The organism is Veillonella rogosae JCM 15642 (assembly GCF_002959775.1).
Classification (GTDB): domain Bacteria; phylum Bacillota; class Negativicutes; order Veillonellales; family Veillonellaceae; genus Veillonella; species Veillonella rogosae.
The window spans coordinates 60,820-87,328 of the sequence record NZ_PPCX01000004.1; the positions used below are offsets into that span (position 1 = coordinate 60,820).

Below are 26,509 nucleotides of genomic sequence, written 5' to 3' on the forward strand. Positions count from 1 at the left end.
CGATTCCGATGAAAGAGTACAGTAGTGATAAAATTAGAAACGTTGCTGTTGTTTCCCACGATGGTGCTGGTAAAACAGCTCTTGTTGAATCCTTGTTGTTAACCTCTGGTGCGGTTGATTTCGTAGGTAAAGGCCAAGATAATAAACATATCATGGACTTTGAACCGGAAGAAATTAAACGTAACGTAACTATCCAGTTGGGCATGGCTCCATGTGAGTGGCATGACCATAAGGTTAACTTCGTAGACACTCCAGGTTACAATGAATTCCATGGTGAAGTTCGTGCTGCTTTGCGTGCGTGTGATGGTATGTTAATGGTACTATCCGCCACATCTGGTGTAGAAACTGACACAGTTCGCGCATGGGATTATGCCGTTGAGTTACAAATGCCACGTATGGCATTTATCAATAAAATGGATGTGGATGGTGCCGACTTCTTCGGTACTATTGAAAGAATGCGGGAATTATTTGGCAAAGGCATCATGCCATTGCAGATTCCTATCGGTGAAGGCGCCAACTTTGAAGGCGTCGTAGACGTAGCAAAAATGACTGCGTTTACTTATAAGGACGGCCAACCAACTGAAATCGCTGTACCAGCTCACCTTATCGAAAAGGCTCAAGAAATTCGGGAAATGACCGTAGAAGCCGCGGCTGAAGGTAGCGATGAATTGTTGGAAAAATATTTAGAAGGCGAAGAATTATCCTTAGATGAAATTCGCCAAGGCTTGCGTGAAGGTATGATTAGTGGCCGTGTGTGCCCAATCATGTGTGGTAGTGCCACATCTCGTATTGGCTTAGATCAAGTATTGGATCGTATGATCCGTTACATGCCAGATGCAACTAAAAAGGTTATGACCGCAACTGATGCAGAAACTGGCGAACAACGGGCAATACATGTAGATAAACCATTAACTGCATTCGTATTCAAAACGTTGTTAGACCCATTCGCAGGCAAACAAAGCTTTGTACGTATCTTCTCTGGTGAACTCAAAGAAGGCGATCGCCTCTTTGATGTAAATCAAGGCGTAGAAGAAAAATGGGGCAAGATGGTTACCCTTATCGGGAAGCAACAAATCCCTGTATCCACTGCTAAAGCTGGCGATATCGTAGTGATACCGAAATTGGCTAATGCTAAGACGGGGGATACATTAACTGCTCCTGACTTTAAAGTAACATACGATGCTATCCGCTTCCCTCAACCTCTATACACAGTGGCTATGGAGCCAGTGAAAAAAGGTGAGGAGGAAAAATTAGCTAGTGCTGTTCTTAAGGTAGCAGAAGAAGATCCTACTTGCGTAGTAGTGAAAAATGCTGAGGCCCGCCAATTACAAGTCGATTGTATGGGCGAGGTACATCTCGAGCATATTCTCAATAAAATGGACCGCAAATACGGCGTACAAGCTAAACTTGTGACTCCATATATTCCATACCGCGAAACTATCAAAGGCTCCGCTGAAACCGAGTCTAAATATAAAAAACAAAGTGGCGGTCATGGTCAATATGGTCACGTTAAGATTCAAGTGGACCCATTATACGATGGAAGCGAATTTGCATTCGTAGACAAAATCTTTGGTGGTGCTGTACCTAAACAATACATACCAGCAGTGGAAAAGGGTGCCAAAGAAACCCTAGATAAAGGCTTAATTGCGGGATATCCTATGATTGGCGTGCAAGTGACACTCTTGGATGGATCTTACCATAGTGTAGACTCCTCAGAGTTAGCATTTAAAGTAGCTACGTCACAGGCTATCAAGGATGTAATTCCTAAGGCGAAACCAGTCCTATTAGAACCAATCTATGAAGTTAACGTGTTTGCACCAGATGCTTTCATGGGCGACATCATGGGTGATTTAAATAGCCGTCGAGGTCGTGTATTAGGCATGGAACAAAGTGAAAGAACAGGTATTTCTGTTGTTAAAGCTCAAGTACCATTGGCTGAAATGGCCGATTATGTGACTGCATTGCGCTCTATCACTCAAGGACAAGGCGTATTTAACCGTCAGTTCCATACTTATGAAGAGGTTCCACATAAGCAAGCGGAAGAAATTATCGCTGCTCATAAAACTCAAGAATAATGTAAGACCATGTCCACGTACTGTATGTAATACAGTTAGAATCACTACAACTGAATAGACAATTGCATATTGTAACAACTTCATATGTAAAATTTCATAGTATAACAATTGACGAAAGTCATAAATCTGAATAGTATTTTACACTGGCCCTCCATATATGTAGCGTATGGAGGGCTTTTACTATGAAATAGATTAGAATAGCCCTCAATGGTCTTTGATTACTGGTATGTACCGCTGTAGTAGAAATAATAGAATTGCTAGTCCTTTATGTATATATGTGCTAACATAGAGGGTAAATATAATTACAACCGTGTGCTTACTATATAAATAGATAGTGTGAAAGGATCGTATATGTTTTTCTCTAGTATTGCTGCAGATTACACAAAAATGGGATATCCTAAAGCCATCGTACGGGCTTTGGATTTCTTAAAAAATACAGATTTGAAAGCATTGCCTGGTGGTCGTCATGCCATTGAAGGGGACATGATGTACGCCAATGTAGACGATGTAGAAACAAAATTATTTGAAACTACAAAACCTGAGTCTCATCGCAACTATGTAGATATTCAATTCATGGTAGATGGGGAAGAAAATATGGGCTTTTTCGTAGATAAAGGCCTCGTAAAGCCTGTGGAGTCTTATCCAGATCGTGATTGCTATTTCTACCCAAACGAAGCTGTCGATGAAGGCCAAATCCACTGTCCAGAAGGGTACTATACAGTATTCTTCCCATCCGATATCCATCGCCCGCTACTTGCTGTAAACGATAAGCCTATTAAAATCCGTAAGGTCGTTGTGAAGGTTCACGTATCCCTGCTCGGTGAGTAGTATGAAGCGATATGAAATTATAGGTGTTTTACTAACCCTATTAGGTGCGGTTCTATGGGGCGTATCAGGTACATCAGTACAGTTTCTAAGCAATTTTAGGGATATGAACTTAGAATGGCTAGTCACCATGCGATTAATTACAGCTGGGCTATTGACTGTGCTCTATGCTTGGTTTAAATATGGTAATTCCATCTTTAATGTCTTTCGTAGTTTGAAAGATACAGTAGGTTTAATCATTTTTGGCGTATTTGGCATGGCCTTATGCCAATATACATACTTTAAATCTATTGCCTTAGCTGGAGCTGGTATTGCAACGGTACTACAATACTTGGCGCCGTCTATGATTATTATTTATTTGCTAGTTCGTTACGGTAAACGTCCGTCTAAAGGCGAGATTATTTCTGTTATACTTGCATTAGTAGGCACAATATGCCTGCTGGGGAACGACGGCTTATCTATTGAAAGCTTCCCGCTCGCGGTGCTTGTATGGGGGCTACTATCTGCTGTAGGTGTCGCTGTATATAGTCTTTCTCCTGTGGATTTACTATATAAATATGGAACCTTGCCGATTGTAGGCTTTGGTATGCTCCTTAGTGGTATTGTTGCTGCCATATTGTTCCATCAACCTAATTCGTATGCGATGTGGGATGTATGGACCGTTATTGGTTGTTTCAATGTTGTCTTTCTTGGGACCATCGTATCCTTTAATGCTTACTTGGAAGGCGTTAAACGAATAGGTGCGGTGCCAGGCTCCATCTTGTCATCTATTGAACCGATTTCCGCGGCTTTCTTTGGATGGGCTTTTTTAGACAATCAATTTAGTCTATTAGGGCTAATTGGCATGGCCATGATTATTGCCACTGTTATTATTATTGCTTTAGAAAAACGTAAATAATCTATAGATGATTGATTTAGGTTAGCCTATACTGATTTAAACATATCTATAATTTAATGTTAGAGGTTTCATCTCTGCGTATTGCAGAGGTTGGGGCCTCTTTGCTATTATGATACATATTGTGAAAGTATTCGTCATGGAGGGACGTATGGAGGAAAAACAATGGAAGGGCATGGGCCTTGCCATTATGGGAGCTCTGTTTTGGGGGCTTTCAGGCACATCTGTACAATTTCTTGAAAATGCAAAGCACATCAATGTGGAGTGGTTACTAGAGGCGCGCTTGCTTATAGCAGGGATCTTAACCATTGTATTAGCCTATGTACAAGAGGGGAAGCGTGTTTTCTCTATCTTTAAAGAGCCGAAAGACATAGGAAAGCTACTGATTTTTGGCATATTAGGGATTGCCATGGTGCAGTATGCGTACTTTAGAGCCATCGCTATTTCAGGGGTTGGGGTGGCTACAGTGCTTCAATATGTAGCACCGACGATGATTATTATTTACCTATTTTTACGGTATTTTAAAAAGCCATCTATACCAGAGCTATTTTGTATTTTGCTTGCTATGGTTGGTACCATTTGTATTGTTATGCAAGAGGGCTTAGATATGTCGTCCTTCAATGAAGAAGCCTTGTTCTGGGGTCTCGTATCGGCGGCCAGTATTTGTATTTATACATTACAGCCCATTGAGCTTTTAAAAACATATGGCACTACGTCTGTAGTTGGTTTTGCTATGTTTATTTGCGGTATCTTGTCTGTTGCTATGTTCCAACAAGTTGAGTCTGAAGCTATTTGGGATGGTATGACGTGGCTGGGGTTATTTGCCATCATCATACTTGGTACAGTGGTATCCTTTAATGCCTATATGGAAGGGGTAAAACTCATTGGGGCTGTACAAGGTTCTATACTTTCATCCTTAGAACCAATATCCGCTGCCTTATTTGGGTGGGTACTTCTCGGGAATGAATTTACCCTCATCGGTATCTTTGGCATGATCTGTATTATTGCTACTGTGTTTATCATTGCTTGGGATCGTCAACGACAAATTAAACGAGAAGTACTAAAAAAATTAAATAAAGAGGAAATCGTGTGATCTGCGTATGTATGCTTTTTTATTTCTAAAAACCTCAATATAAGTTATAATATATACAAGAATAATTATTGATGTATATAGAAATTTATAGTGCTGTGTATATCATCTTATTGGTTGACTATTTAATTAGCTATTTGTGTAGCTCTTCATATAGTTGAAGTATAGGTATCTATTGTATTTTAGGAGGTAAGTATGTCTGTAAAAGATTTCGTACAAAAACGCCGTGAAGCATTAATTGAATTGCGCCGTGATTTTCATAAGTATCCTGAAACTGCTTGGTTAGAATATCGTTCTGCTGCTAAGATCGCGGCAACGCTCATTTCCTTGGGCTATGATGTAGCGTTAGGCGAAGAAGTTCTTGATTTGGATTCTCGTATGGGCTTGCCTAGCAAGGATGTTATGAGTGCTGCTATGGCTCGTGCCATCGATGAAGGTGCTAATCCAGAGCTAGTAGAAAAATTGGGCTTTGGTAAAACAGCGATTGTAGCAACTATGAAGTTCAGTGATCAAGGTCCTGTAGTGGCATTCCGTGTAGATATGGACTCTAATGATGTTATCGAATCTAAAGAGTCTGACCATGCACCGGTTAAGGGTGGCTATCGCTCTTGTCATGATAAAGCGATGCATGCTTGTGGTCATGATGCACATATGGCAATGGGTCTTGGTCTTGCCGAATATGTAGCAGAGCATAAAGATCAATTCAAAGGTACTCTTAAATTAATCTTCCAACCAGCAGAGGAAGGCGTGCGCGGTGCTAAAGCAATGGTTAACGCCGGCGTAGTAGATGATGTAGACTACATGTTCGGTTTGCACATTGGCTTCAATGAAAATTATGCAAATTGCTTTGCTTGTAGTAACCATGGCTTCTTGGCTACTACTAAACTAGATGCGGTATTCCACGGTTATGCTGCTCATGCTGGTAGCTCTCCAGAGAAAGCGAAAAATGCAATGCTTGCAGGTTGTACAGCAGTGCTTAATTTACAAGCTATTGCTCGCCACGGTAAAGGTGCTTCTCGTATGAACGTTGGCATTTTTGAAAGTGGTACTGGCCGTAATGTAACACCAGATACAGCAGTTCTTAAATTAGAAACTCGTGGGGCTACTACAGAAATCAATGATTACGTAATCGGCCGTGCAGAAACGATTATCAAAGCCGCTGCAGAAATGCACGACTGCTCCTATGAAATTACAAAACAAGGTGAAACTCCATCTTGTCGTATGAGCGATGAATTGGCTCCTGAAATCCAATCTATTATTAAGCCTCTTGGTATCTTTAGAGACGTTCCATTAGATTATAGTGGCGGTGGTAGTGAAGACTGTGCATACTTCTTGAATCGCGTAATTAGCCGAGGTGGCATGGGTACATATATGTTAGTAGGCTCTGCTATCAAAGCTCCACATCACAACCCACTCTTTGATATCGATGAAGAAGATATGCTTAATGGTGTTATTGCATTAGGAACTATTGCAGCTCACTATTTGAAATAATATAGATTGTGAGGTTTGTTATGATTCAACGGGATCGCTTAGTTAACGATTTTGAAGCTATGTCGCAGTTTACTGCATCTGGTGAAGGCATTAATCGCCTTGCTTTCACCGATGCAGACTGGGCAGGCCGCCAATATATTATAGACCGCATGGTTGACGCAGGCTTAACTGTAGAAACAGACGGTTTTGGAAATGTCATTGGCTATAAGGTTGGTAAGAATCCTGACTTGCCTGTTGTTATGGTTGGTTCTCATACGGACAGTGTGCCGAATGGTGGCAATTATGACGGCGTGGTCGGCGTGTTATCCGCCATTGAATCCGTGCGTAGCATGAATGATGATGGTTTTGAACACGATCATACAATTGCTGTTGTGTCCTTTATGTGTGAAGAGTCCGGACGCTTTGGGGATTCTACATTAGGTAGTAAGGCGATGCGCGGTGAGTTGACAGTACAAGACTTACATCGATTAAGAGATAAACAAGGTACTTCCTTATACGAGGTTTTGAAAGGTCGCAATTTAAATCCAGATGAAATTGAACAGGTGGAATACAAGCGACCTGTAAAATCTTTTACAGAAATTCACATCGAGCAAGGTAAGGTGCTAGAGCACGAACAGAAACGTATTGGTATTGTCACTGGGATTGCAGCACCAGAACGGTTTTATGTGACCATTCGTGGTAATGCTGATCATAGCGGTGCTACACCAATGAACTTGCGCCATGATGCGCTCTGCGGAGCATCCAAAATTATCCTTGGCATCGAGGAAATCGCCGCTATGCAGGAGGAGCCACCAGTAGTAGGCACCGTCGGTATAGTAGAGGTTACACCGGGGGCGATGAACGTCATTCCTGGCGTGGTGAAATTAGGCGTAGATATCCGTAGTATCTCTGAGGTTGCCCGCAACTCGGTAGTGACATTAATTAAAGAATTTATCGATGTTACGGCAGAAAAACGTGGCTTATCTTATACGATTGAACCTGTTGCACAAGATCATCCGGTAGCGATGCATCCTGCTATGATTAGAGAAATCGAAGAGGTTGTTACATCATTAGGCGTAGAATATATGGCGCTACCGAGCGGTGCTGGTCACGATGCCATGCACTGGGCTGATGATGTGCCAACGGGAATGATCTTTATTCCATGCCTTGGGGGTATCAGTCATAATCCGGCGGAATTTGCTGAAATGGATGATATTGTAACGGGCGCAGAGGTCCTTGATAAAGTGCTTAGAAAGCTTAGTTTGGAAGACACAAAACTTGTATAGTGTGTAGCATGGTTTTGTGAGATATTTTGTGTAAAACAGTAGAAATGATTGACTTTGTTTCTACTGTTTTTACATATAGGAGAAAATATAATATGGTTATTGCAGGTATTGTTATCGTAGTAGCGACCTTCATCGCTATTATTAAAAAGTTTGAAACGCGGCTCGTGTTATTACTATCGGGCCTATTGATGTGTTTTATTGGTGGTAATCTAGGGGCAGGTACGACGGCTTTTGTAAAAGAACTGACAAACCCAGGTCTTGTACCGACGATTTGTACTGTTCTTGGGTTTAGTTATGTTATGGAATACACAAAATGTACGGAGCATATGGTGTATTTCATCTCTGCTGGCCTTAAAAAGATGACTAAGATCATCATCCCTGGCGCCGTTATTATTACGTTCTTAATCAACATTGCGTTGCCTACAGCGGCAGGCTGTGCGGCAGCGGTTGGTGCGCTCTTAATCCCAGCTCTTATTCGCTCTGGTGTACATCCGGCAATGGCTGGTTCTGCTATCTTCCTAGGCACGTGGGGTAGCTCCTTGAGCCCAGGCCTTATGTTTAACCCTCAAGTAGCGCAACTAGCAGGTGTAGATGTAATGACAGTTATTGCGAGCTTCTCCATGCAAGCCATGATTGGCATCGTAGTAGCTGCAATCTTACTAAATATCGTAGCTATCGTTAAAAAAGAGCATACAGGGTATGTGATGAAACATAATTCTACTGAGGACAGTAAAGAGTTTAAAGTAAATTATTTCTACGCTATTATTCCTATTATTCCGCTTGTATTGCTTGTATTAGGCAGTAAACAAGTGGCCGTAATTCCTGAGGTTTCCGTTCCTGTATCTATGCTCATTGGTACAGCGATTGGTATTGTAGCGGTTCGCCCTAATGTAACAGAAGCGGTGAAGAAGTTCTTCCGCGGTACTGGCGATGGTATGTGTGATGTAGTAGGTCTTATGGCTGCTGCGGCATGTTTCACAGCTGGTATGCAACTTATCGGTCTTACTAATGCTCTTATTGATGGCATGAAGAACTCTCAACAAATCGCTCAAATCGGTGCGGCCTTTGGTCCATTCTTGTTGGCTGTTATCTCTGGTTCCGGTAATGCGGCAGCCCTTGCCTTTAACGGTGCTGTAACACCACACGCAGCAGACTTTGGGTATGGCATTATGGAACTTGGCTCCATGGCGCAAATCGGTGCAGGTATCGGTCGTAGTATGAGTCCTGTAGCAGGTGCTGGTATTATCGTCGCTGGTATTGCTGGAATCAATCCTATGGAAATGGCAAAACGCAATGCGATACCATGTATCATTGCTACAGTTGTGATTATGCTATTGTTACTCTAATCCAAGATACGTGATTGTGTCATAGTAGAGAAATTATTTTTATAAAAGCTATTATATAAAAGAAAACCCGTCATGATTCTTGTCATGACGGGTTTTTTACATATACTGAGGTACAAGGTATAAGTAAAATTTATGGATGCTAAAGAAAAGAGCAATTTGTTTTTATTGCATTTCCATAATATATTATATGTATTAAAGGAATATATACTATACCTTTGTGTCAGCCCAGGTTTTCATAAATGAGTAAAAAGCCTGTACTGGCTTGGACTCAAGGGCACTGTTGCGGGTGTACATCCACGTATCACGAGTCATGATATGACCATCAAGATCCTTTAAGGTTTCCTTAAATAGGTTAGGGTAATCGTTGCCACAGCTTTGGGTAAGGATGGTAAAACCAAGTCCTTGGTTGACGAGCTTCATGCAGGTATCGATGTCGTTCACCTCGATGGTGCGCATCGGTGGTTGTGAGTAGTGAGAATACCACCAATCATCTATAGTTTGCTGTAAATTCGGATCTGTTTGATAGTGAATATAGGGCAGACGAGGTAAGTCCTCAACGGCACAAGGCGTTTTGTTAAAGAAGCAGAATGGTTCGGACCAAATATGTTCTTTAGACTCTGTCCAAGTGTGAGCACCGCGGATAATGGCAGCATGTAGGCGACCTTCAAGGAAGTCATGGTATAGCTTATAGCTAAGTCCCGTATACATGATGATATCAATGTGTGGATACGCCTCTTTAAAGGTCGATAAAATATGGGGAATGTGATACTTTGCGAATACATTTGAGCATCCTAGGTTTAATGTACCACGTGGTTCACTACCCATAGCTAATAGCTCTTGGCGCACCGAAGTATAGGAATTGAGCAAATCTTCGGCGTATCGCACAAGGCGTTGACCTTGATAGGTAAACTCTACGCCACGAGCTTGTCGGTTGATGATGGGACAGTTAAATTCCTTTTCTAATTTTTTTATTCGTTCACTCAATGCAGGTTGTGTCATAAATAGACGACGCGCCGCATAAGTAATATTATTTTCCTCTGCTAAGGTTTTTAAAATTGTACAATCTTTCGTGTCCATAAACTCTCCTTTACATATGTATTATTGTACTCTATCCCAAAGAGTTGGTACAGCTGAGAGACCGTTAGGGCTATACAGATTAGATATAACTAAAGACTAGTTTCAGATGAGGGATGCTAGATTTATATAGATTATTAAAGACTAGGTATTAGTAAGAGGAAGGGAACTTTTACCAATACACATGGTGAAAGTATAGTGTTTGTAAAGGTTTACACATGCCTGAAAGTAATAAAGGAGCAAGTCATGGTTGAGTTAATTTCAAATGGTGTATTTTTATATCACGGTACGGATATCGTTCCTGCAGATTCTAGTGCAGCCCTTGATCAGCAAGAAGTTTTTAATAAAGAGCGCGCCTATAAGGAAACGATGGCGTACCGTATTTTAATGGACCACCAACAACATGAAGGCGATCAAGATTTACGCATCAAATTTGATGCTTTAACATCTCACGATATTACCTATGTTGGTATTATTCAAACGGCTATTGCTAGTGGTCTAGATAAATTCCCAATCCCTTACATTTTGACAAACTGCCATAACAGTTTAGCCGCTGTAGGGGGCACAATTAACGAAGACGACCATGTATTTGGCTTATCTGCAGTACAACGCTTCGGCGGCGTCTATGTACCTCCTCATCTTGCAGTTATTCACCAATATATGCGTGAAACAATGGCAGGTTGCGGCAAAATGATCCTCGGTTCCGACAGCCATACTCGTTATGGTGCGCTTGGTACGATGGCGATTGGTGAAGGCGGTCCAGAGCTTGTAAAACAATTGCTCGGTCGCACCTACGATGTACAACGTCCAGAGGTTATCGCAATTTATCTCGATGGCAAACCTAAACACGGCGTAGGTCCACAAGACGTGGCTCTGGCTATTGAAAAAGCTGTATTTAAAAATGGCTTTGTAAAAAATAAAGTAATGGAATTTGTAGGCCCTGGTATTGAACACTTATCCATGGACTTCCGTAACGGCATCGATGTAATGACTACAGAGACTACATGCCTTACAACAATCTGGAGAACAGATAGCAATACGAAAGAGTTCTTAACACTTCATGGTCGCGGTGATGCGTACAAAGAGCTTAACCCTGGAGATGTGGCTTACTATGATGGCCTTGTAAAGGTTAATCTTGGCGAAGTGGAAAGCATGATTGCTATGCCATTCCATCCAAGTAATGTATATACTATTAAAGAAATTAATGAAGGCGGTCGCGATTTACTCGCAGAAATCGAACGTCAAGCAGTGGAGCAATTAGATAATAAATCCTTGTCCTTGCAATTGCCTGAAAAACACTTCGACGGCAAATTACACTTAGATCAAGGTATCATCGTAGGTTGTTCTGGTGGTTTGTATGAAAATATTATGCAAGCCGCAAATATCGTACGCGGTAAGAGCGTAGGCTCCGGCCGTTTTGCATTCAGCGTATATCCTTCTAGCCAGCCAATTTACTTAGAACTTATGAAAAATGGTGCCCTTGTAGACCTTATGAGCGCTGGTGCCATCGTGCGTACAGCCTTCTGTGGCCCTTGCTTCGGCGCAGGCGATACACCTAATAATACGGGACTCAGTGGTCGTCATGCGACACGTAACTTCCCGAATCGTGAAGGTTCTAAACCAGGGAATGGTCAGATTTCTTCCGTTGCACTTCTTGACTCCCGTTCCGTAGCAGCTACGGCTATTAACGGTGGTGCATTGACGGCGGCTACTGATATCGAATATGATGATGTGGTGCCAGCTTACCACTATGATGATAAACCTTATGAAAGCAAGGTATATAGTGGTTTCAATGAACCGAATAAAGATACTGAACTTGTGTATGGCCCATCCATTAAACCATGGCCTTCTATCGAAGAATTGACGCCAAATGTATTGCTCAAAGTAGTAGCTTATATCGATGATCCTGTAACAACTACAGATGAGTTGATTCCGTCTGGCGAAACATCTTCCTACCGCTCTGACCCATATGCATTGTCTGAATTTGCCTTGAGCCGTAAGGTTCCTGAATATGTAGGTCGTGCTAAAGCCGTTCGTGATTGGGAAAAATCTCGTCAAGAAGGTGAAAGCGCAGCGGATTTAGTAACTGCATATGAAGAGGTAAAACAAGCGCTTGGTCTTACAGAATCCGTAGAAGATATGGCTAAGTCTACAGCCGTTTCTAGTATGGTATATGCTAATCGCCCTGGCGATGGCTCCGCACGTGAGCAAGCAGCATCCTGTCAACGCGTATTGGGTGGCGGTGCTAATATTGCTATTGAATATGCTACAAAACGTTATCGCAGCAATGTTATTAACTGGGGCATGCTACCGTTCCTAACTAGCGAAGAAGACTCCAAAACTATGGCAGTAGGCGATTATGTTTATGTGCCAAATGTGCGTGACCAATTATTCTCTGACTCCGATGATTACAAAGCATATGTTATCAGCGGTGGCGTGAAGAAAGCAGAAATCACATTGCACTTAGGTCACCTTAGCGATGAAGAAAAAGATATTATCGCAGCAGGTTGTCTCATCAACTACTATGCAAATAGCAAAGCGTAAGTGGTGAGCATAAAGGAGTAAGTTATGAACGGGTATAAAGAAATTCCTGTTACCTATATGCGCGGCGGTACTAGCAAAGGGGCGTATCTGTTAAAAGATACGCTTCCAACTGACCAAGCTGCTCGGGATCGTATGATTTTAGATTTATATGGCTCTCCTGATGCGCGTCAAATTAATGGTATCGGTGGTGCTGATCCATTGACGAGCAAGGTGGCTATCGTAAACCCTTCTGACCGCGATGATGCGGATATCGACTACACCTTTGGCTATGTCGGTATCGCTGATGCGGTGGTAGATTACGAAGGTAATTGTGGCAATATTTCTGCTGGTGCAGGGGTATTTGCTATTATGGAAGGCTTTGTGAAAGCAGTAGAACCAGAAACAGTGGTTCGTATCTTTAACACAAATACAAATAAGGTTATTGAAGCGCACGTGCCAGTCCAAGAAGGCAAACCTGTTATTGACGGTGATTTTGCTATCGATGGCGTACCTGGTACAGGTGCTCGTATTACATTATATTTCTTGGAGCCTGGCGGTTCTAAGACAGGTAAGCTACTACCAACAGGCAATGTACAAGACACAATTACATTGTCTGATGGTCGCACAATCCAAGTCAGTCTCGTAGATGCAGCTAATCCAGCTGTATTTGTAAAGGCTACAGACCTTGGTTATGAAGGCACGGAGTTACCGGCTTTCACAGAAACGGATGGCGGTGTATTACTCAATACACTTGAAGATATTCGCACTACTGCAGCTGTAATGATGGGATTTGCTCCATCTAAAGAGGCTGCTAGTCCTGCAGTTCCAAAGGTATGCATGGTGTCCGCACCACAAACCTATGTGGCAAGCGATGGTCGAACTATCAAGGGGAATAGTATAGACATCGTGGCTCGTACAAAGGCACTCGCTGTAATGCATAAAGCGTATGCTGTTACAGGTGGTATTTGTACAGCTACAGCAGCGCTTATTACGGGGACTGTGGCGAACGAAGTAGTGAGCGAACGTGCTAAAGAAACGAATCAAGTTACTTTAGCGCATCCATCAGGGAAATTTGATTTCGAAATATGTTTAACCAAAGATAAGGGTTGGCATGTGGAGAAGGCGGGCGTCGCTAGAACAGCGCGACCGATCATGAAAGGCATAGCTTATGTAAAAGGAGAGTAAGAATGAATAAGCTACTTAAAATTGCAATTATGTTTGCCATTCCTCTGGCAATGTGGTTCATTACACCACCAGAAGGTTTGAGCGTTGGAGCTTGGCGACTGCTAGGTTTCTATTTAATGGCTATCGTTGGTCTTGTTGTTAAACCTTGGCCAGCACCAATTATCTTGTTATTATCTATTGCAGGTTCTGCAATTTTCTTGAATGCTACGAAAAACGTATTGTCTGGTTATGCATCTACCACAGTATGGTTAGTATTCTCTGCGTTCTCCCTCAGTGTGGCGTTCGTAAAAACAGGCCTTGGCCGTCGTATTGCGTACCTATTGATTAAATCCTTAGGTCACACTACATTGCGTCTTGGCTATGTAACTGCTTTATTAGATCTTATTATTTCCCCAGTAACACCTTCCAACACAGCACGTTGTGGCGGTATCGTGTTCCCAATCATGAACTCTGTAGCAAAAGCGTTAGGTTCTGAGCCTGGTGAAAGCGCTAAAAAAGCTGGTTCTTACCTCATGGTTAACACATACATGGTAACTAAGGTAACAAGCTTGATGTTCGCTACAGCAATGGCACCAAACTTATTGGCTGCTGACTACATGAACAAAATCCTCGGTGTAGATATTAACTGGGGCCTTTGGGCATTAGCACTCGTAGTACCAGGTCTTGTAATGCTTCTCATTACACCTGCTTTGGTATACTACTTAGACAAACCATCTATTCAACACATCGACTCTCATGCGATTGCTGATGAAGGTTTGAAAGAACTTGGACCTATGTCTGGTCGCGAGAAATCTCTTATTGCTATCTTTATTCTTGCCTTAGTTGGCTGGGCGTTGCCTTCCATCTTGACGCAAGGCTTTGGCATTAAATTCTCCCTTGATGCAACAGCAGTAGCTATCGTAGCCATGGTAGCAGCGCTTGTAACAGGCGTAATCAAATGGGAAGATATGCTTGAATCCAAAGGTGCTTGGAACACATTGATCTGGTTCGGTGGTATCATCGGTATGTCCAGTGCGTTGTCCAAGGTTAAATTCTTTGAATGGTTAGCTGACTTTATGGGGACACACTTCAACTTCGGCGACAACCCGATGTTGGCTCTTATTATCATCGGCGCTATCAGTATCGCTGTTCGTTACTTGTTCGCTTCTGGTAGTGCGTATGTAGTTGCAATGCTTCCAGTATTTCTTACTGTAGGTAAAGTAGCGGGTGTAAACCCAATGGCGTTGTCCTTGTTACTAGCTGCTACAAACTCCTACGGTGGTGCGTTGACTCACTACGGCGGTGCAGCGGCTCCAATCGTATTCGGTGCTGGTTACAACACAGTTAAAAGCTGGTGGATTATCGGTGGTATCTTCGCTATCATGTGCTTCATCGTAAACCTTACAGTGGGCTACGCATGGTGGGAAATTCTTGGTATCCTATAATACCTAACTAGAGACAATAGTTATTCTATACATATAGAATGATCATCCCCTAGATAGTGAAAGTTTCTATACTTTTACAAACAACATAATAAAAGAGCTGTTTCGGAATCAGTACACACACATCTGAGTTCTGAGAACAGCTCTTTTTATTTGTTTATATAGTTTCTTTAATGCATTTGCACTATTTTCGTTGTATTACGGCATTACTTTAGTTTTAACGCAACCCATAGTGCAGCGCCGATAAAGGTAAGGCTACATGCCCAGAAAAGGGTTGTGAAGCCAAATTGAGCGGCTACAATGGAACCACCAAAGGAGCCTAGAAAGTAACCCATAGACAAACAAGACTGATTGTACGAGAATATTTGTCCCGTATATTCCTTAGGTGTTTTTGATGCTAAATAGGTATTGAGCGCAGGTAACATACCACCTAGCCCAAAACCTTGCAAGAAACGGATAAACCCAAGTACATACACAGAGTCCACATAGGCTTGCGGTATATTGAGTAGACCTACATAGATCATCGAGTAGATGAGCACCTTTCTAGGGCCTATACGGTCTACTAATTTCCCGAGTGGAGAGCTACTAAAGAATTGGGCGATACCCATGGCAGAGAACACAGCACCAGAAATAAAGGCTATATTTTCCGTATTGCTTGGTAGCATTCCTTTAATGTAAACCGTCATAATGGGGGAGATGGCGGTAACCGAAATGGCATACAGGAAGGAGGTTGCAGATAAAGCGACTAAACTAGAAAACTCAGGTAAGTGAGTTTTTAGATTTCTAAAGGTTTGCTTCTCAACAAGTGGCTTTGGAACATAGTTTTCATGTACCAGCATTGCCGTCAAGCCAAAAGAGATAAGCATAAGGGCCCCGATGATAAAGAAGTCATTTCGAATACCTACTACATCACTGAGATACCCTCCTACAAGCGGACCGGCTAGTGAGCCTGCAAGGCTAAAGGATCCTATAATCCCTAGAGCCCAACCTGTATGGTTTTGCGGTGTTTCTGACGCGATAAGTGTTACCGATGCGGGGTAAAAACCGCTTACTAACCCTTGCAATGTACGAACGAGGAACACACCTTCTGGTGTAGTCTGAAAGCCCAATAATATACTACATATAGCCATACCAAGACTAGAGCGTATGAGGGTAATCTTACGTCCCTTACGGTCTGCTAATCGGCCCCAGAAGGGAGCTGCTAAGCAGACAATGAGGAAGGTGATGCCCATGGAGGCACCGGACCATTGTGCTATCGATCCTGTATCGCTTAAGCCCATTTCATGGAAGTATAGAGGAAGAATAGGGCTTACCTGACTAACCCCGAGGGACATGAAGAATATGCAGAATGCGCAAATGTACACCGTTCGTTTCCACGTTTCCAAAGTATCCCTCCTTTAGTCTTTCTTTTTAACTTCTTCCCAATCGCTTAAGTCCGGCAGTTTATTGCTTGTTATAGATTCTTGAATCCAGTAGTTAATAGAGGTTAAGTTGCTAGAATCCCGTTCAAAGCCATATACGATCTCGTCTCCTATGTCGTCTTCTGTAGTGATATAGAGGCGAATGTGTAAGTTTTTACCTTTTCCGCGCTCGATGAAGTAGCTAATACCCGGATCGTCGAGGTTGGATGGGCGAACCGCAATGATATCGTACGTGCCATTGGCTACGCCTTCTAAGGCATCCTTAATCATTTGATTGGAAAGTTCATATTGATTGAGGTAGAAAATATCGTTGTCGCAAGTTAATACATATTCTCGAGGTGGCGTAGTATTTTTGTACTGTTTCTCCCAGCTTTCATCAATCACAGGCAATGTAGCATGATCATAGAATTCTTTAATTAAACGGAGACCTTCAGAAATAGACATCTCCTTAAAGTCTCTTATTTCATATATCGTAGGCTCCAAGGTTTCATCACATTCCGCAGGATCCTCGCTGTAGCCGTATAAATAGATATTACAAGTGTTCTTATCTTCATTGTGGAACATAACGATACTGTATACATCGTAAATTACGTTTTCTATGGATTGGCGATTATCGTAGATGATAAAACTGAGGTATTTTTGTGTATCCCATTCGCGTTCGATGAACGGCCAGTCGTATTTATTGGTACGCCAACCAGTAGTAGAGTCCTCGAAAATTTCTAATACATCTACGGAGTTTTGAGGCCATGCAGGTGGCATAGGATTACACGTTGTAGAAGATTGCGTTATCCCTTCTTTGTACTGATAATGTCCATCAACGAGTTCAAAGGCTTCTAATCGCTCAGATGCTTCGTCAGGAATTGCCAACGGCTCACCAGTGCCTAACCAATTATCGTTTCTTGTGTTGAGACGATTGATGCTTTCACGAGCATGCTCGTAGAACGTAACGGCTTGGTCTAAATCGGGTTCTTTTGTAATGGCACCAATTTCGTAGCAATAGCCGGCTGCTAGTTGCCATAGATGGTCCGCATAGTCATAACTACCGTATCTATCGAAACATTTACTAGCCTGATTGACGCACTCTATGGCGGTTCTTATAGCAGGGGTATTACCTTTTTTGAAAGTAAATACATAAGCTAGATACGGCCAAATAGCATCGAGAGTGTAAATAGCTGGCTGTTGTAATAAGTGAGCGATGCGAGACCAGTCTTGGGACTGACCATCGACATTCAAGGTGCGAAGAATGATGGCTTGCATTGTAGCATAAGCGTGGTCGTTAAAGTCTAAATAATCTGGGCTTATAGCAGCACGCTCGTAGTATCTGAGGGCCTTTTGAATATTCTGAGGGATTCTTTTGTTAGACTCACAAGGTTTTGCATAGTACTCGGCAGCTTCACGCAAACACATGCCATTATTCATGGCGGCACCGCGCTCAAAATATTCGAGCGCTCGTTCATGCTCCCCGCGAGACTTACAAATATCGCCAGCTAAATACATCATGAGAGGCAAACCTGCTGCAGCCCCTTCAAAAATGACTTGTTCTTCCATGTTACTATTATTTTGCTCTACATAGGTAATGCGCAAGTTGCGGTATGCAATAACAAGGCCTGCTTCGGCGGATTTACGCAACCATTGCTGAGCAATGGCCGTTATTTTATTTGCGAATCTACGTTGATCTGCTTGGGCAAACAAGCCTTTTAAGAAACGGACAAAGGTAGATGGTTCACCTTCATTAGCCACCTTTTGAGCCGATGGTAAGATGTGGTAATCCCCCCATTGGAATACATTGGCAATGGCGTAGGCGCAGTAAGAACAACCCTTTTGGGCGCCTTCATAGACGCGCTGGAAGGCTTGGTCCTTTGTCATAGGCAATTCTTTTTCAATAGTTGGTGTAAGGGCACCAGAGGTACGCATAGCCTGTAAAATAGCGATGGCACTGCCTTTGCGAATAGCCGTATGTAAATAACTATACGCCTTTGTGTCATCCTCAGGAAAACCTGCTTCAATCCAGGTGAACTGAGGGCCAGAATAGACGCGCGCCAAAATAGCATACACATCGCCAATACCAGGAATCTTTTGGCCTTCCTCGTCAAGTTTCACAAGGGCGTCAAGCTCAGCCTTACCCTCCCAAGCGATATCTTTATTACATTGATGGAATATTTTATTGAAAGACTGCTGTATTTGATCAGTAAAATAAAAACTCATGCTCTCTCCTCCGCATAATAATCAGTAGAAGCTGATAACATATGTAGTTTCAGTATACTATTAGTGTTTAGAGGAACACAATATAAATATTCTGAATTTGGAGGGACTAGAGAAATCAGTAATTGGATTATATATGGGTATTAGGTGATGAACAAATGTAAGGATAAGGTGAAAGTTGAGATTTTTCTTGACTTTCATTCTATAGAAACATTATAATCAGATTATAATTTTATACTCGCCTAAAAGAAACCGATGAGGTGGAGATAAAAATAGGAAATGCACTCACAGAGAGCGGGATTAGCTGAGAACCCGTAGTACGCAGCTTATTAAATGGACCACCGAGGGCGCATGGAAAAGAATGAATTTCATTCCTAGTATGGTGCGACGTCACACGAGCGTTAGTCGTGAGGGATATGTTAGTATCCTGCGAAAGGGGAATGCGTTGCATTCAAACAAGGTGGTACCGCGATTTATAGCATAATACAAGTATTTTCTAATACTCTTGTAAAAATAGAACTATAGACTCGTCCTTGACGTTACATTGTCATGGGCGAGTTTTTTTATTGGCAAACGCCAGATGGAGGTTCTCATGATTTTCCCTAGTCTTGACCGTGTGAAAGCTATCGCACCGGGCTACGATATCGTGCCTGTATATATGGAAATTTTATCCGACGTACGCACACCGATTAGTGTGTTGAAAGCATTAAAACAAGTGAGCAGTCATACGTACTTGCTTGAAAGTGCGGATAATAGTAATCATTGGGGCCGTTACTCCTTCTTGGGATACGATCCTAAGATTGAGCTCTTCTGCAAAAATCATCAAATGACTATCAAAGACGGTACAACGCGTACCTTTGAATGCTCTGACCCAGCTGCAGAAATTCGCAATGTTTTGAGCCAATACAAAAGCCCTCGCTTAGAAGAATTACCAACCTTTACAGGTGGCTTTGTAGGGTACTTTGCTTGTGAATATATCCGCTACATCGAGCCTACTCTCGATTTCCCAACGCCAGATGATGACTCTGCGATGGTAAACGATGTAGACCTTATGCTCTTTGATAAGGTAATCGCCTTTGACCATTACAAAAATAAAATCTACTTAATTGCTAACATCAGTACAAACGATTTAGAACGCAACTACAACAAGGCTGAGCTTGAACTTAAAGCATTAGCTGATCTCGTAGTAAATGGTAAAGAGGCGGACATTCCAAAAGGCATTCTTAAAACAGAGTTTACCTCTGAGTTTACAAAGGACGAGTTTGAAGCAGTTGTTAAAAAGACACAGCACTACATCAAGGAAGGGGATATCTTCCAATGTGTTGTATCTAACCGTCGTGAAGCTGAGTTTGAAGGTAGCTTATTAAATGCATACCGCGTATTGCGTACGTTGAATCCATCTCCATATATGTTCTACTTATCTGGTGGCGATGTAGAGCTTACAGGTGCCTCTCCAGAAACATTGGTAAAATTGACGGACGGCAAAATGTATACCTTCCCAATTGCAGGCACTATGCGCCGCGGTAAAAACGAAGCAGAGGACCTCGCTATTGAGGAAAAACTCATCAATGACGAAAAAGAGTTGGCTGAACATAACATGCTCGTTGACCTTGGCCGTAACGACTTAGGTAAAATTTCTAAATTTGGTTCCGTAAAAGTAGAGGCGTTACACATGTTGCAACGTTTCTCCCATGTCATTCACATTACATCTACTGTAAGCGGTGACATTCAAGACGGTAAAGATGCACTCGATGCTATCGGTGCTACATTGCCAGCTGGTACATTGTCCGGGGCTCCTAAGATTCGTGCCATCGAGATTTTACATGAACTTGAAAAAAGCCCGCGTGGTGTATACGGCGGCGCTGTAGGTTATATCGATTTCTCCGGTAACATGGACGTATGTATCGGCATCCGAATGGCTATGAATAAAGGTGGTAAGGTCTATGTTCGCGCTGGTGCAGGTATCGTTCGAGATAGTGTTCCTGCTAGTGAATATAACGAAACTTTGATGAAAGGCCAATCCATGATTTCCGCAATTACAGATGCACAGGAGGTAGAATAATGGTACTCCTTATAGATAATTACGATAGCTTCTCCTTTAATTTATACCAATTAGTAGGCTCTATCGATCCAGATATTAAAGTCATCCGTAGCGATGAATTAACAGTTGAAGAAATCCGAGCTTTGAAACCAGACTATGTGATACTTTCACCAGGACCTGGCAGACCAGCTGATGCGGGCGTATACGAAGACCTATTGCGCGAATGCAAAGGTGAATTCCCAATCCTCGGCGTATGCCTTGGTCACCAAGCCATCGGCGAAGTATTCGGTGGCACCGTATCTTACGCAAAACAAGTGATGCACGGTAAACAAAGCGTAGCCAAACAAGTACACCCATCCAAAATCCTTAAAGGCGTACCAGAACAATTCGAAGTGGCACGCTACCACTCCTTGGCGATTGTAGACGAAACAATCCCAAGCGAACTTATCGTTACATCCGTTACAGACGACGGCGAAGTAATGAGCGTAGAACACAAAGACTACCCAATCTACGGCGTGCAATTCCATCCGGAATCCATCATGACACCAAACGGGGAACAAATGATTCGCAATTTCTTAGAAAAATAAACTATAGTCTAATTTATGTATCGATGGGCCATTCCTAGGTTCTAGAACGATAGGGCGGAAATAAGGTCTCTCGGAACTCCAAGTGGCTACCACCCCACTACGTGGGGCCGCCAAGTCGTTCCTTAAGACCTTATTTCCTGCCAACATAATCTTGGCAATACCTATAATAGCCCCTCTACAATACATATATCAAACAGCAACTATATTTTTCTAAAGAAATATACGAACCAGAATCCCTAATATAAGAAAAAGGTGGTGCTATGCACCACCTTTCCTACCCCCTATAAAGGAATGACCTGTGCGTTACTCCATATAATGCGCAGGATCATTTGATAATAGTTTGTTTGAGGGATGTCTATTAAATTGGTATGATTTTTAGCTGATAGGTGCGATTGGGTTATGTACGAAGCCGACTTGGCGCCCCGCATAGCGGGGGGTGGCCTCTTGGAGGCTGAGGGCATGACCCAATCGGTACCGACTAGGTAGATATGGTATCAATTTAATAGATATCCTCAAAAGGAGATATAAAATGATTAAAGACGCATTATATGCAGTAACGCATGGTCAAGATTTATCCTACGACCTTGCTAAAGATACAATGAACAAGATTATGAGCGGCGAGGTATCCGAGGTTCCTATGGCTGGTTTCTTGTGCGCTCTTGCGGCGAAAGGCCCTACTGTAGATGAGGTTACGGCGTTCGCTGAGGTTATGCGCGAGAAAGCAGGTTCTGTGCCTCATGAAGGTACTGTTGTGGAAATCGTAGGTACTGGTGGCGACGAAGCGAATACGTTCAACATTTCTACTACGTCTGGCTTTATCATTTCTGCTGCAGGAATTCCTGTAGCAAAACATGGTAACCGCAGTGTATCCAGTAAATGTGGCGCTGCTGACTTGATTGAAGCATTAGGCGCTAAATTAGAGCTTAATGGAGAACAAAATGAGGCAGTTCTCAATAAAGCCAATATGTGCTTCATGTTTGCTCCTGTATACCACCAAGCTATGAAATATGCTGGTCCTGTACGTAAGTCATTAGGCGTTCGTACAGTATTCAACATCCTCGGACCTTTGGCAAATCCAGCAGGTGCTACAGTAGAGTTGATGGGCGTGTACGATAAATCTTTAGTAGAACCATTGGCTCGTGTATTGGCTAACCTTGGCGTTAAACGCGGTGCTGTAGTACATGGCTTCGACGGTCTTGATGAAATTACGGCTACCAATAAAACGTATGTATGCGAAATTAATAATGGCACTTTCACAAGCTACGAATTCGATCCTAAGGACTATGGTTTCGAATACGCTGATAAAACTGAGCTTGAAGGTGGCGATGCTACGGTAAATGCTGAGATTACTCGCCGCGTTCTCGGTGGTGAGCAAGGCGGTAAACGCACGGCGGTTCTCCTCAACGCGGGCATGGCCATTTACCTCGCTAAAGAGGGCCTTACATTGGCAGAGGGCATTGAAGAGGCGAAACATATGATCGACTCTGGCAAGGCGCTTGCTACAATGGAACAGTTTGTGAAAGCAACCCAAGAGGTATAATCATTGATTTTAGATAAGATTATAGAGGCTACCAAAATTCGGGTAGCCCAAGAAAAAGAGGTGGAAACGCCTGAGGCTGTGAAAGCAGCGGCTTTGGCATTACCATCTGATACAGGATTTCCTTTTGAAGCAGCCCTTCGTCAGCAAGACTTTAACTTCATTTGTGAAGTAAAGAAAGCGTCTCCTTCAAAGGGCATTATCGCTGAGCATTTCCCATATTTAGATATCGCTAAAGAATATGAAGTAGCTGGGGCAGCAGCCATCTCTGTACTGACAGAGCCAGACTTCTTTAAAGGTGATAAAAAATATCTCCAAGAAATTGCAAGCACTGTCAAAATCCCTGTCCTTCGTAAGGACTTTATCATCGATGAATACCAAATCTACCAAGCGAAGGTATGGGGCGCTAGTGCAATCCTATTAATCTGTGCATGCCTCGATGTACCAACATTGACCAAGTTCCGTGAGTTAGCCGACTCTCTTGGCTTATCCTCCTTAGTAGAGGCTCATGACGAAAAAGAAGTACAAATGGCCATCGATTGTGGGGCACGCATTATTGGTGTTAATAACCGTAATTTGAAAGACTTCACGGTAGACGTACAAAATAGTGTGCGCTTGCGCAATCTCGTTGAAGACGATGTGATTTTCGTATCTGAAAGCGGTCTAGAAACGCCAGAGGATATCCAAGTGTTGCGGGATAACAATATCGGCGTAGCCTTGATGGGCGAAACTTTCATGCGTTCTCCCAATAAGGTTGAAAAGTTGGCATATCTCTATGGTCCCACATATTATACGCCAAAGGTTAAGATGTGTGGCATCTCTAAAGTAGAAACAATTCCGGCTATTGTAGACGCAAAGCCATACTACATGGGCCTTGTATTTGCACCGAGCAAACGGCAAGTGACTGTAGAGCAAGCTAAGACACTAGTGGAAGAACTACATAAACAATATGCAGTACGGTATAATTCTAGGACAGAACATACTGCTGTATTAACAAGTTTAGAACCTACTAATTCTGAAACAATCAAAACAATAGGCGTATTCGTAAACGAAACGGTAGAAAACCTACTTAAGATTGCTGAAGAAGTCAAACTTGATGTGATTCAACTTCATGGCGATGAAGATGAGTCTTTCATCCAAATATTAAAAGAACAGTCTAATGTAGAGGTTTGGAAAGCTGTTCAAGTCCGTAATGCTGCAGATGCAGAAAAATGGATTGATAGCAGTGCCGATATGCTTTTATTTGATGCATACCACAAAGACGAACGGGGCGGCACAGGCGAAGTATTCGACTGGTCATCCTTAGATGAGTTTGAACGACCATTTATGCTCGCAGGTGGTATCGATAGTACCAATGTGGCCCGTGCCATCCGTACGGTTCGCCCTTATGGTATCGATATTAGCAGCGGCATTGAAACAAATGGCGTGAAAGACGATGAAAAGATGAAAGCTTTCACCAACATCGTAAGAACAGTAGCCCTGTCATAACATGGCACATTAGCAGGAATGATATATAGAAAGGTAAGTTATATGAGTGAACAAAGACATGGTTATTTTGGCTCCTTTGGTGGCCAATTTATGCCAGAAACATTGATGAATGCAGTCATCGAATTGGAAGAGGCGTACAACAAGTACAAAGATGATCCTGATTTCGTACGCGAACTTGAGGATTTACATAAAAAATATACAGGTCGTCCATCCCTTTTATACTATGCAGAACGCATGACCGAGGATCTTGGGGGCGCTAAAATCTATTTAAAACGGGAAGATTTGAACCATACTGGTTCTCACAAATTGAATAACGTAATCGGTCAAATGTTATTGGCAAAACGGATGGGTAAAACTCGCGTTATTGCTGAAACCGGTGCTGGTCAACACGGCGTGGCAACGGCTACTATCGCTGCGTTGATGGGCATGGAATGTGAAGTATACATGGGTGCAGAGGACTGTGAACGTCAAGCACTTAACGTATACCGCATGGAATTATTGGGCGCTAAGGTACATCCTGTAACAACTGGTACAAGTACATTAAAAGATGCTGTATCTGAAGCGATGCGCGAATGGACAAACCGCATGTCTGACACACACTATGTATTAGGTTCTGTTATGGGGGCGCATCCATTCCCGATGATCGTTCGTGATTTCCAATCTATCATCAGCCGCGAAGCGCGTGAGCAAATCCTTGAAGCAGAAGGCAAATTGCCAACAGCGGTTATGGCTTGCGTAGGCGGTGGCTCCAATGCGATGGGTATGTTCTATCACTTCATTCCTGATGAAGGGGTTCGCCTCATCGGTTGTGAAGCAGCTGGTCGTGGTGTTGATACAGAGGAACATGCAGCAACAATCGCAAAAGGTTCTGTTGGTATCTTCCATGGCATGAAATCTTACTTCTGCCAAGACGAAGACGGTCAAATTGCTCCAGTATATTCTATCTCTGCAGGCCTTGATTACCCTGGCATCGGACCTGAACATGCGTACTTGCACGATAGCGGTCGTGCTGAATACGTGCCTGTAACGGATGATGAAGCAGTGGATGCATTCGAATACTTGTCTCGTTTAGAAGGCATTATTCCAGCTATTGAAAGTGCGCATGCAGTGGCACATGCTCGTAAAATTGCTCCTACCATGAGCAAGGATGATATCATTATTATTTGTTTATCTGGTCGCGGTGACAAAGACGTAGCGGCTATGGCGAAATATAGAGGGGTGGATCTTCATGAGTAAAATTAAAGACGCTTTCACAAAGGGCAAGGCATTCATCCCATTCATCAGTGCTGGTGATCATGGCATTGAGAATACAGAACGTTATATTCGCGTCATGGTGAAAGCCGGTGCGGACATGGTGGAAATTGGTATTCCTTTCTCCGACCCAACAGCGGAAGGTCCAGTTATCCAGGAAGCGAGCACACGTGCATTATCTACAGGCGTAAAAATTCACGATATCTTTGATATGGTGCGTCGTTTACGCAGTGGTGATGATGCAGTGACAGTACCACTCGTGTTCATGACCTACTTGAACCCAATCTATGTATTCGGTCGTGAAAAATTCTTTACCCTCTGCGAAGAGGTTGGTATCTCTGGTGTTATCGTGCCAGATATGCCGTTTGAAGAAAAAGGAGAACTCGCTAGCGTTGCTAATAAACATGGTGTTGAAGTGGTATCCTTGATTGCTCCTACATCTGAAAACCGCATTGAAATGATCGCAAAAGACGCAGAAGGCTTTGTATACTGCGTATCTTCCCTCGGGGTTACAGGCATGCGTAGCGAAATCAAAACGGATATTAAATCCATCGTTGAAACCATTCGCAAATATACAGATATTCCTGTAGCCGTTGGCTTCGGTATTTCTAAGCCAGAACAAGCGGAAGCAATGGCGCGCGTATCTGACGGTGCTATCGTGGGCTCTGCTATCGTTAAAATCGTTGCAGAACACGGTGAACATGCTGACCAAGCGTTATTTGACTACGTACAATCTATGAAGCAAGCTGTCCAAAAGGCTGGCGCATAAAAGGGTTACCTTATATAATAGAG

Annotated in this window: 19 protein-coding genes; 16 read left to right on the plus strand and 3 right to left on the minus strand. The window is 42.7% G+C overall.

All coding sequences use genetic code 11. From position 1 onward, the window contains the following. Nucleotides 1–8 precede the first annotated feature (8 nt). The 7 genes from fusA to dcuC all read left to right on the plus strand — a co-directional run bounded on the left by fusA (nt 9) and on the right by dcuC (nt 8,987). Nucleotides 9–2,075 (plus strand): elongation factor G, encoded by a 2,067-nt coding sequence (gene fusA, locus VRHSUH09_RS02420; RefSeq protein ID WP_105081272.1) that lies wholly within the window; start codon nt 9–11, stop codon nt 2,073–2,075. A gap of 351 nt (nt 2,076–2,426) precedes the next feature. Then, nucleotides 2,427–2,903: a NanQ anomerase/TabA/YiaL family protein gene (locus tag VRHSUH09_RS02425; RefSeq protein ID WP_105081273.1), complete on the plus strand. Its 477-nt coding sequence runs from the start codon at nt 2,427–2,429 to the stop codon at nt 2,901–2,903. A 1-nt stretch (nt 2,904) separates the two neighbouring features. Next, entirely contained in the window at nt 2,905–3,798 is an 894-nt protein-coding gene (locus tag VRHSUH09_RS02430; protein ID WP_105081274.1) for a DMT family transporter, read from the plus strand. A 148-nt stretch (nt 3,799–3,946) separates the two neighbouring features. Then, nucleotides 3,947–4,888: a DMT family transporter gene (locus tag VRHSUH09_RS02435; RefSeq protein ID WP_105081275.1), complete on the plus strand. Its 942-nt coding sequence runs from the start codon at nt 3,947–3,949 to the stop codon at nt 4,886–4,888. Nucleotides 4,889–5,080: 192 nt separating this feature from the next. After that, nucleotides 5,081–6,376 (plus strand): amidohydrolase, encoded by a 1,296-nt coding sequence (locus VRHSUH09_RS02440; protein ID WP_105081276.1) that lies wholly within the window; start codon nt 5,081–5,083, stop codon nt 6,374–6,376. A 20-nt stretch (nt 6,377–6,396) separates the two neighbouring features. Next, nucleotides 6,397–7,641, plus strand: coding sequence for a M20 family metallo-hydrolase (locus VRHSUH09_RS02445; protein WP_105081277.1), 1,245 nt, complete (start codon nt 6,397–6,399; stop codon nt 7,639–7,641). Nucleotides 7,642–7,733: 92 nt separating this feature from the next. Next, nucleotides 7,734–8,987 carry a C4-dicarboxylate transporter DcuC gene (gene dcuC, locus VRHSUH09_RS02450; protein ID WP_105081278.1) on the plus strand — a complete coding sequence of 418 codons (1,254 nt, stop codon included), beginning with the start codon at nt 7,734–7,736 and terminating at the stop codon, nt 8,985–8,987. A gap of 207 nt (nt 8,988–9,194) precedes the next feature. Here the strand turns inward: dcuC and VRHSUH09_RS02455 are convergent, their stop codons facing one another. After that, on the minus strand, nt 9,195–10,064 hold the full coding sequence (locus VRHSUH09_RS02455) for a LysR family transcriptional regulator (protein ID WP_105081279.1): 870 nt from the start codon (nt 10,062–10,064) through the stop codon (nt 9,195–9,197). A gap of 243 nt (nt 10,065–10,307) precedes the next feature. Between VRHSUH09_RS02455 and VRHSUH09_RS02460 the strand changes: the two genes are divergently transcribed. From VRHSUH09_RS02460 to VRHSUH09_RS02470, 3 genes are read left to right on the plus strand one after another with little or no spacing between them, the layout of a single operon-like run. Beyond that, entirely contained in the window at nt 10,308–12,605 is a 2,298-nt protein-coding gene (locus tag VRHSUH09_RS02460) for a hydratase (protein ID WP_038124618.1), read from the plus strand. 24 nt (nt 12,606–12,629) lie between these two features. After that, nucleotides 12,630–13,769, plus strand: coding sequence for a 2-methylaconitate cis-trans isomerase PrpF family protein (locus VRHSUH09_RS02465; protein WP_105081280.1), 1,140 nt, complete (start codon nt 12,630–12,632; stop codon nt 13,767–13,769). Between the two features lie 2 nt (nt 13,770–13,771). Then, nucleotides 13,772–15,193, plus strand: a complete 1,422-nt coding sequence (locus tag VRHSUH09_RS02470) for an anion permease (RefSeq protein WP_008603176.1) — start codon at nt 13,772–13,774, stop codon at nt 15,191–15,193. A gap of 203 nt (nt 15,194–15,396) precedes the next feature. Here the strand turns inward: VRHSUH09_RS02470 and VRHSUH09_RS02475 are convergent, their stop codons facing one another. Next, on the minus strand, nt 15,397–16,575 hold the full coding sequence (locus VRHSUH09_RS02475) for an MFS transporter (protein WP_004697911.1): 1,179 nt from the start codon (nt 16,573–16,575) through the stop codon (nt 15,397–15,399). 12 nt (nt 16,576–16,587) lie between these two features. Next, nucleotides 16,588–18,816 (minus strand): SEL1-like repeat protein, encoded by a 2,229-nt coding sequence (locus VRHSUH09_RS02480; protein WP_105081281.1) that lies wholly within the window; start codon nt 18,814–18,816, stop codon nt 16,588–16,590. A 589-nt stretch (nt 18,817–19,405) separates the two neighbouring features. Here VRHSUH09_RS02480 and VRHSUH09_RS02485 point away from each other — a divergent pair. From VRHSUH09_RS02485 to trpA, 6 genes are all read left to right on the plus strand, one after another. Beyond that, nucleotides 19,406–20,875 carry an anthranilate synthase component I family protein gene (locus tag VRHSUH09_RS02485; protein WP_105081282.1) on the plus strand — a complete coding sequence of 490 codons (1,470 nt, stop codon included), beginning with the start codon at nt 19,406–19,408 and terminating at the stop codon, nt 20,873–20,875. Continuing rightward, complete coding sequence (locus VRHSUH09_RS02490; RefSeq protein ID WP_008603169.1) at nt 20,875–21,441, plus strand: anthranilate synthase component II; 567 nt, start codon at nt 20,875–20,877, stop codon at nt 21,439–21,441. The genes VRHSUH09_RS02485 and VRHSUH09_RS02490 overlap by 1 nt, the downstream gene beginning before the upstream one ends. 529 nt (nt 21,442–21,970) lie before the next feature. Then, nucleotides 21,971–22,981, plus strand: coding sequence for an anthranilate phosphoribosyltransferase (gene trpD / locus VRHSUH09_RS02495; RefSeq protein ID WP_054748216.1), 1,011 nt, complete (start codon nt 21,971–21,973; stop codon nt 22,979–22,981). A gap of 3 nt (nt 22,982–22,984) precedes the next feature. Further along, nucleotides 22,985–24,466, plus strand: a complete 1,482-nt coding sequence (gene trpCF, locus VRHSUH09_RS02500; protein ID WP_105081283.1) for a bifunctional indole-3-glycerol-phosphate synthase TrpC/phosphoribosylanthranilate isomerase TrpF — start codon at nt 22,985–22,987, stop codon at nt 24,464–24,466. Nucleotides 24,467–24,508: 42 nt separating this feature from the next. Continuing rightward, nucleotides 24,509–25,702, plus strand: a complete 1,194-nt coding sequence (gene trpB / locus VRHSUH09_RS02505; RefSeq protein WP_105081284.1) for a tryptophan synthase subunit beta — start codon at nt 24,509–24,511, stop codon at nt 25,700–25,702. Next, nucleotides 25,695–26,486: a tryptophan synthase subunit alpha gene (trpA, locus tag VRHSUH09_RS02510; protein ID WP_054748214.1), complete on the plus strand. Its 792-nt coding sequence runs from the start codon at nt 25,695–25,697 to the stop codon at nt 26,484–26,486. The genes trpB and trpA overlap by 8 nt, the downstream gene beginning before the upstream one ends. Nucleotides 26,487–26,509: the final 23 nt, after the last annotated feature.

Coding starts and splice junctions, on each gene's coding strand:
- fusA (WP_105081272.1), top strand. CDS start 9: ATGAAAGAGTACAGTAGTGATAAAATTAGAAACGTTGCTGTTGTTTCC.
- VRHSUH09_RS02425 (WP_105081273.1), top strand. CDS start 2,427: ATGTTTTTCTCTAGTATTGCTGCAGATTACACAAAAATGGGATATCCT.
- VRHSUH09_RS02430 (WP_105081274.1), top strand. CDS start 2,905: ATGAAGCGATATGAAATTATAGGTGTTTTACTAACCCTATTAGGTGCG.
- VRHSUH09_RS02435 (WP_105081275.1), top strand. CDS start 3,947: ATGGAGGAAAAACAATGGAAGGGCATGGGCCTTGCCATTATGGGAGCT.
- VRHSUH09_RS02440 (WP_105081276.1), top strand. CDS start 5,081: ATGTCTGTAAAAGATTTCGTACAAAAACGCCGTGAAGCATTAATTGAA.
- VRHSUH09_RS02445 (WP_105081277.1), top strand. CDS start 6,397: ATGATTCAACGGGATCGCTTAGTTAACGATTTTGAAGCTATGTCGCAG.
- dcuC (WP_105081278.1), top strand. CDS start 7,734: ATGGTTATTGCAGGTATTGTTATCGTAGTAGCGACCTTCATCGCTATT.
- VRHSUH09_RS02455 (WP_105081279.1), bottom strand. CDS start 10,064: ATGGACACGAAAGATTGTACAATTTTAAAAACCTTAGCAGAGGAAAAT.
- VRHSUH09_RS02460 (WP_038124618.1), top strand. CDS start 10,308: ATGGTTGAGTTAATTTCAAATGGTGTATTTTTATATCACGGTACGGAT.
- VRHSUH09_RS02465 (WP_105081280.1), top strand. CDS start 12,630: ATGAACGGGTATAAAGAAATTCCTGTTACCTATATGCGCGGCGGTACT.
- VRHSUH09_RS02470 (WP_008603176.1), top strand. CDS start 13,772: ATGAATAAGCTACTTAAAATTGCAATTATGTTTGCCATTCCTCTGGCA.
- VRHSUH09_RS02480 (WP_105081281.1), bottom strand. CDS start 18,816: ATGAGTTTTTATTTTACTGATCAAATACAGCAGTCTTTCAATAAAATA.
- VRHSUH09_RS02485 (WP_105081282.1), top strand. CDS start 19,406: ATGATTTTCCCTAGTCTTGACCGTGTGAAAGCTATCGCACCGGGCTAC.
- VRHSUH09_RS02490 (WP_008603169.1), top strand. CDS start 20,875: ATGGTACTCCTTATAGATAATTACGATAGCTTCTCCTTTAATTTATAC.
- trpD (WP_054748216.1), top strand. CDS start 21,971: ATGATTAAAGACGCATTATATGCAGTAACGCATGGTCAAGATTTATCC.
- trpB (WP_105081284.1), top strand. CDS start 24,509: ATGAGTGAACAAAGACATGGTTATTTTGGCTCCTTTGGTGGCCAATTT.
- trpA (WP_054748214.1), top strand. CDS start 25,695: ATGAGTAAAATTAAAGACGCTTTCACAAAGGGCAAGGCATTCATCCCA.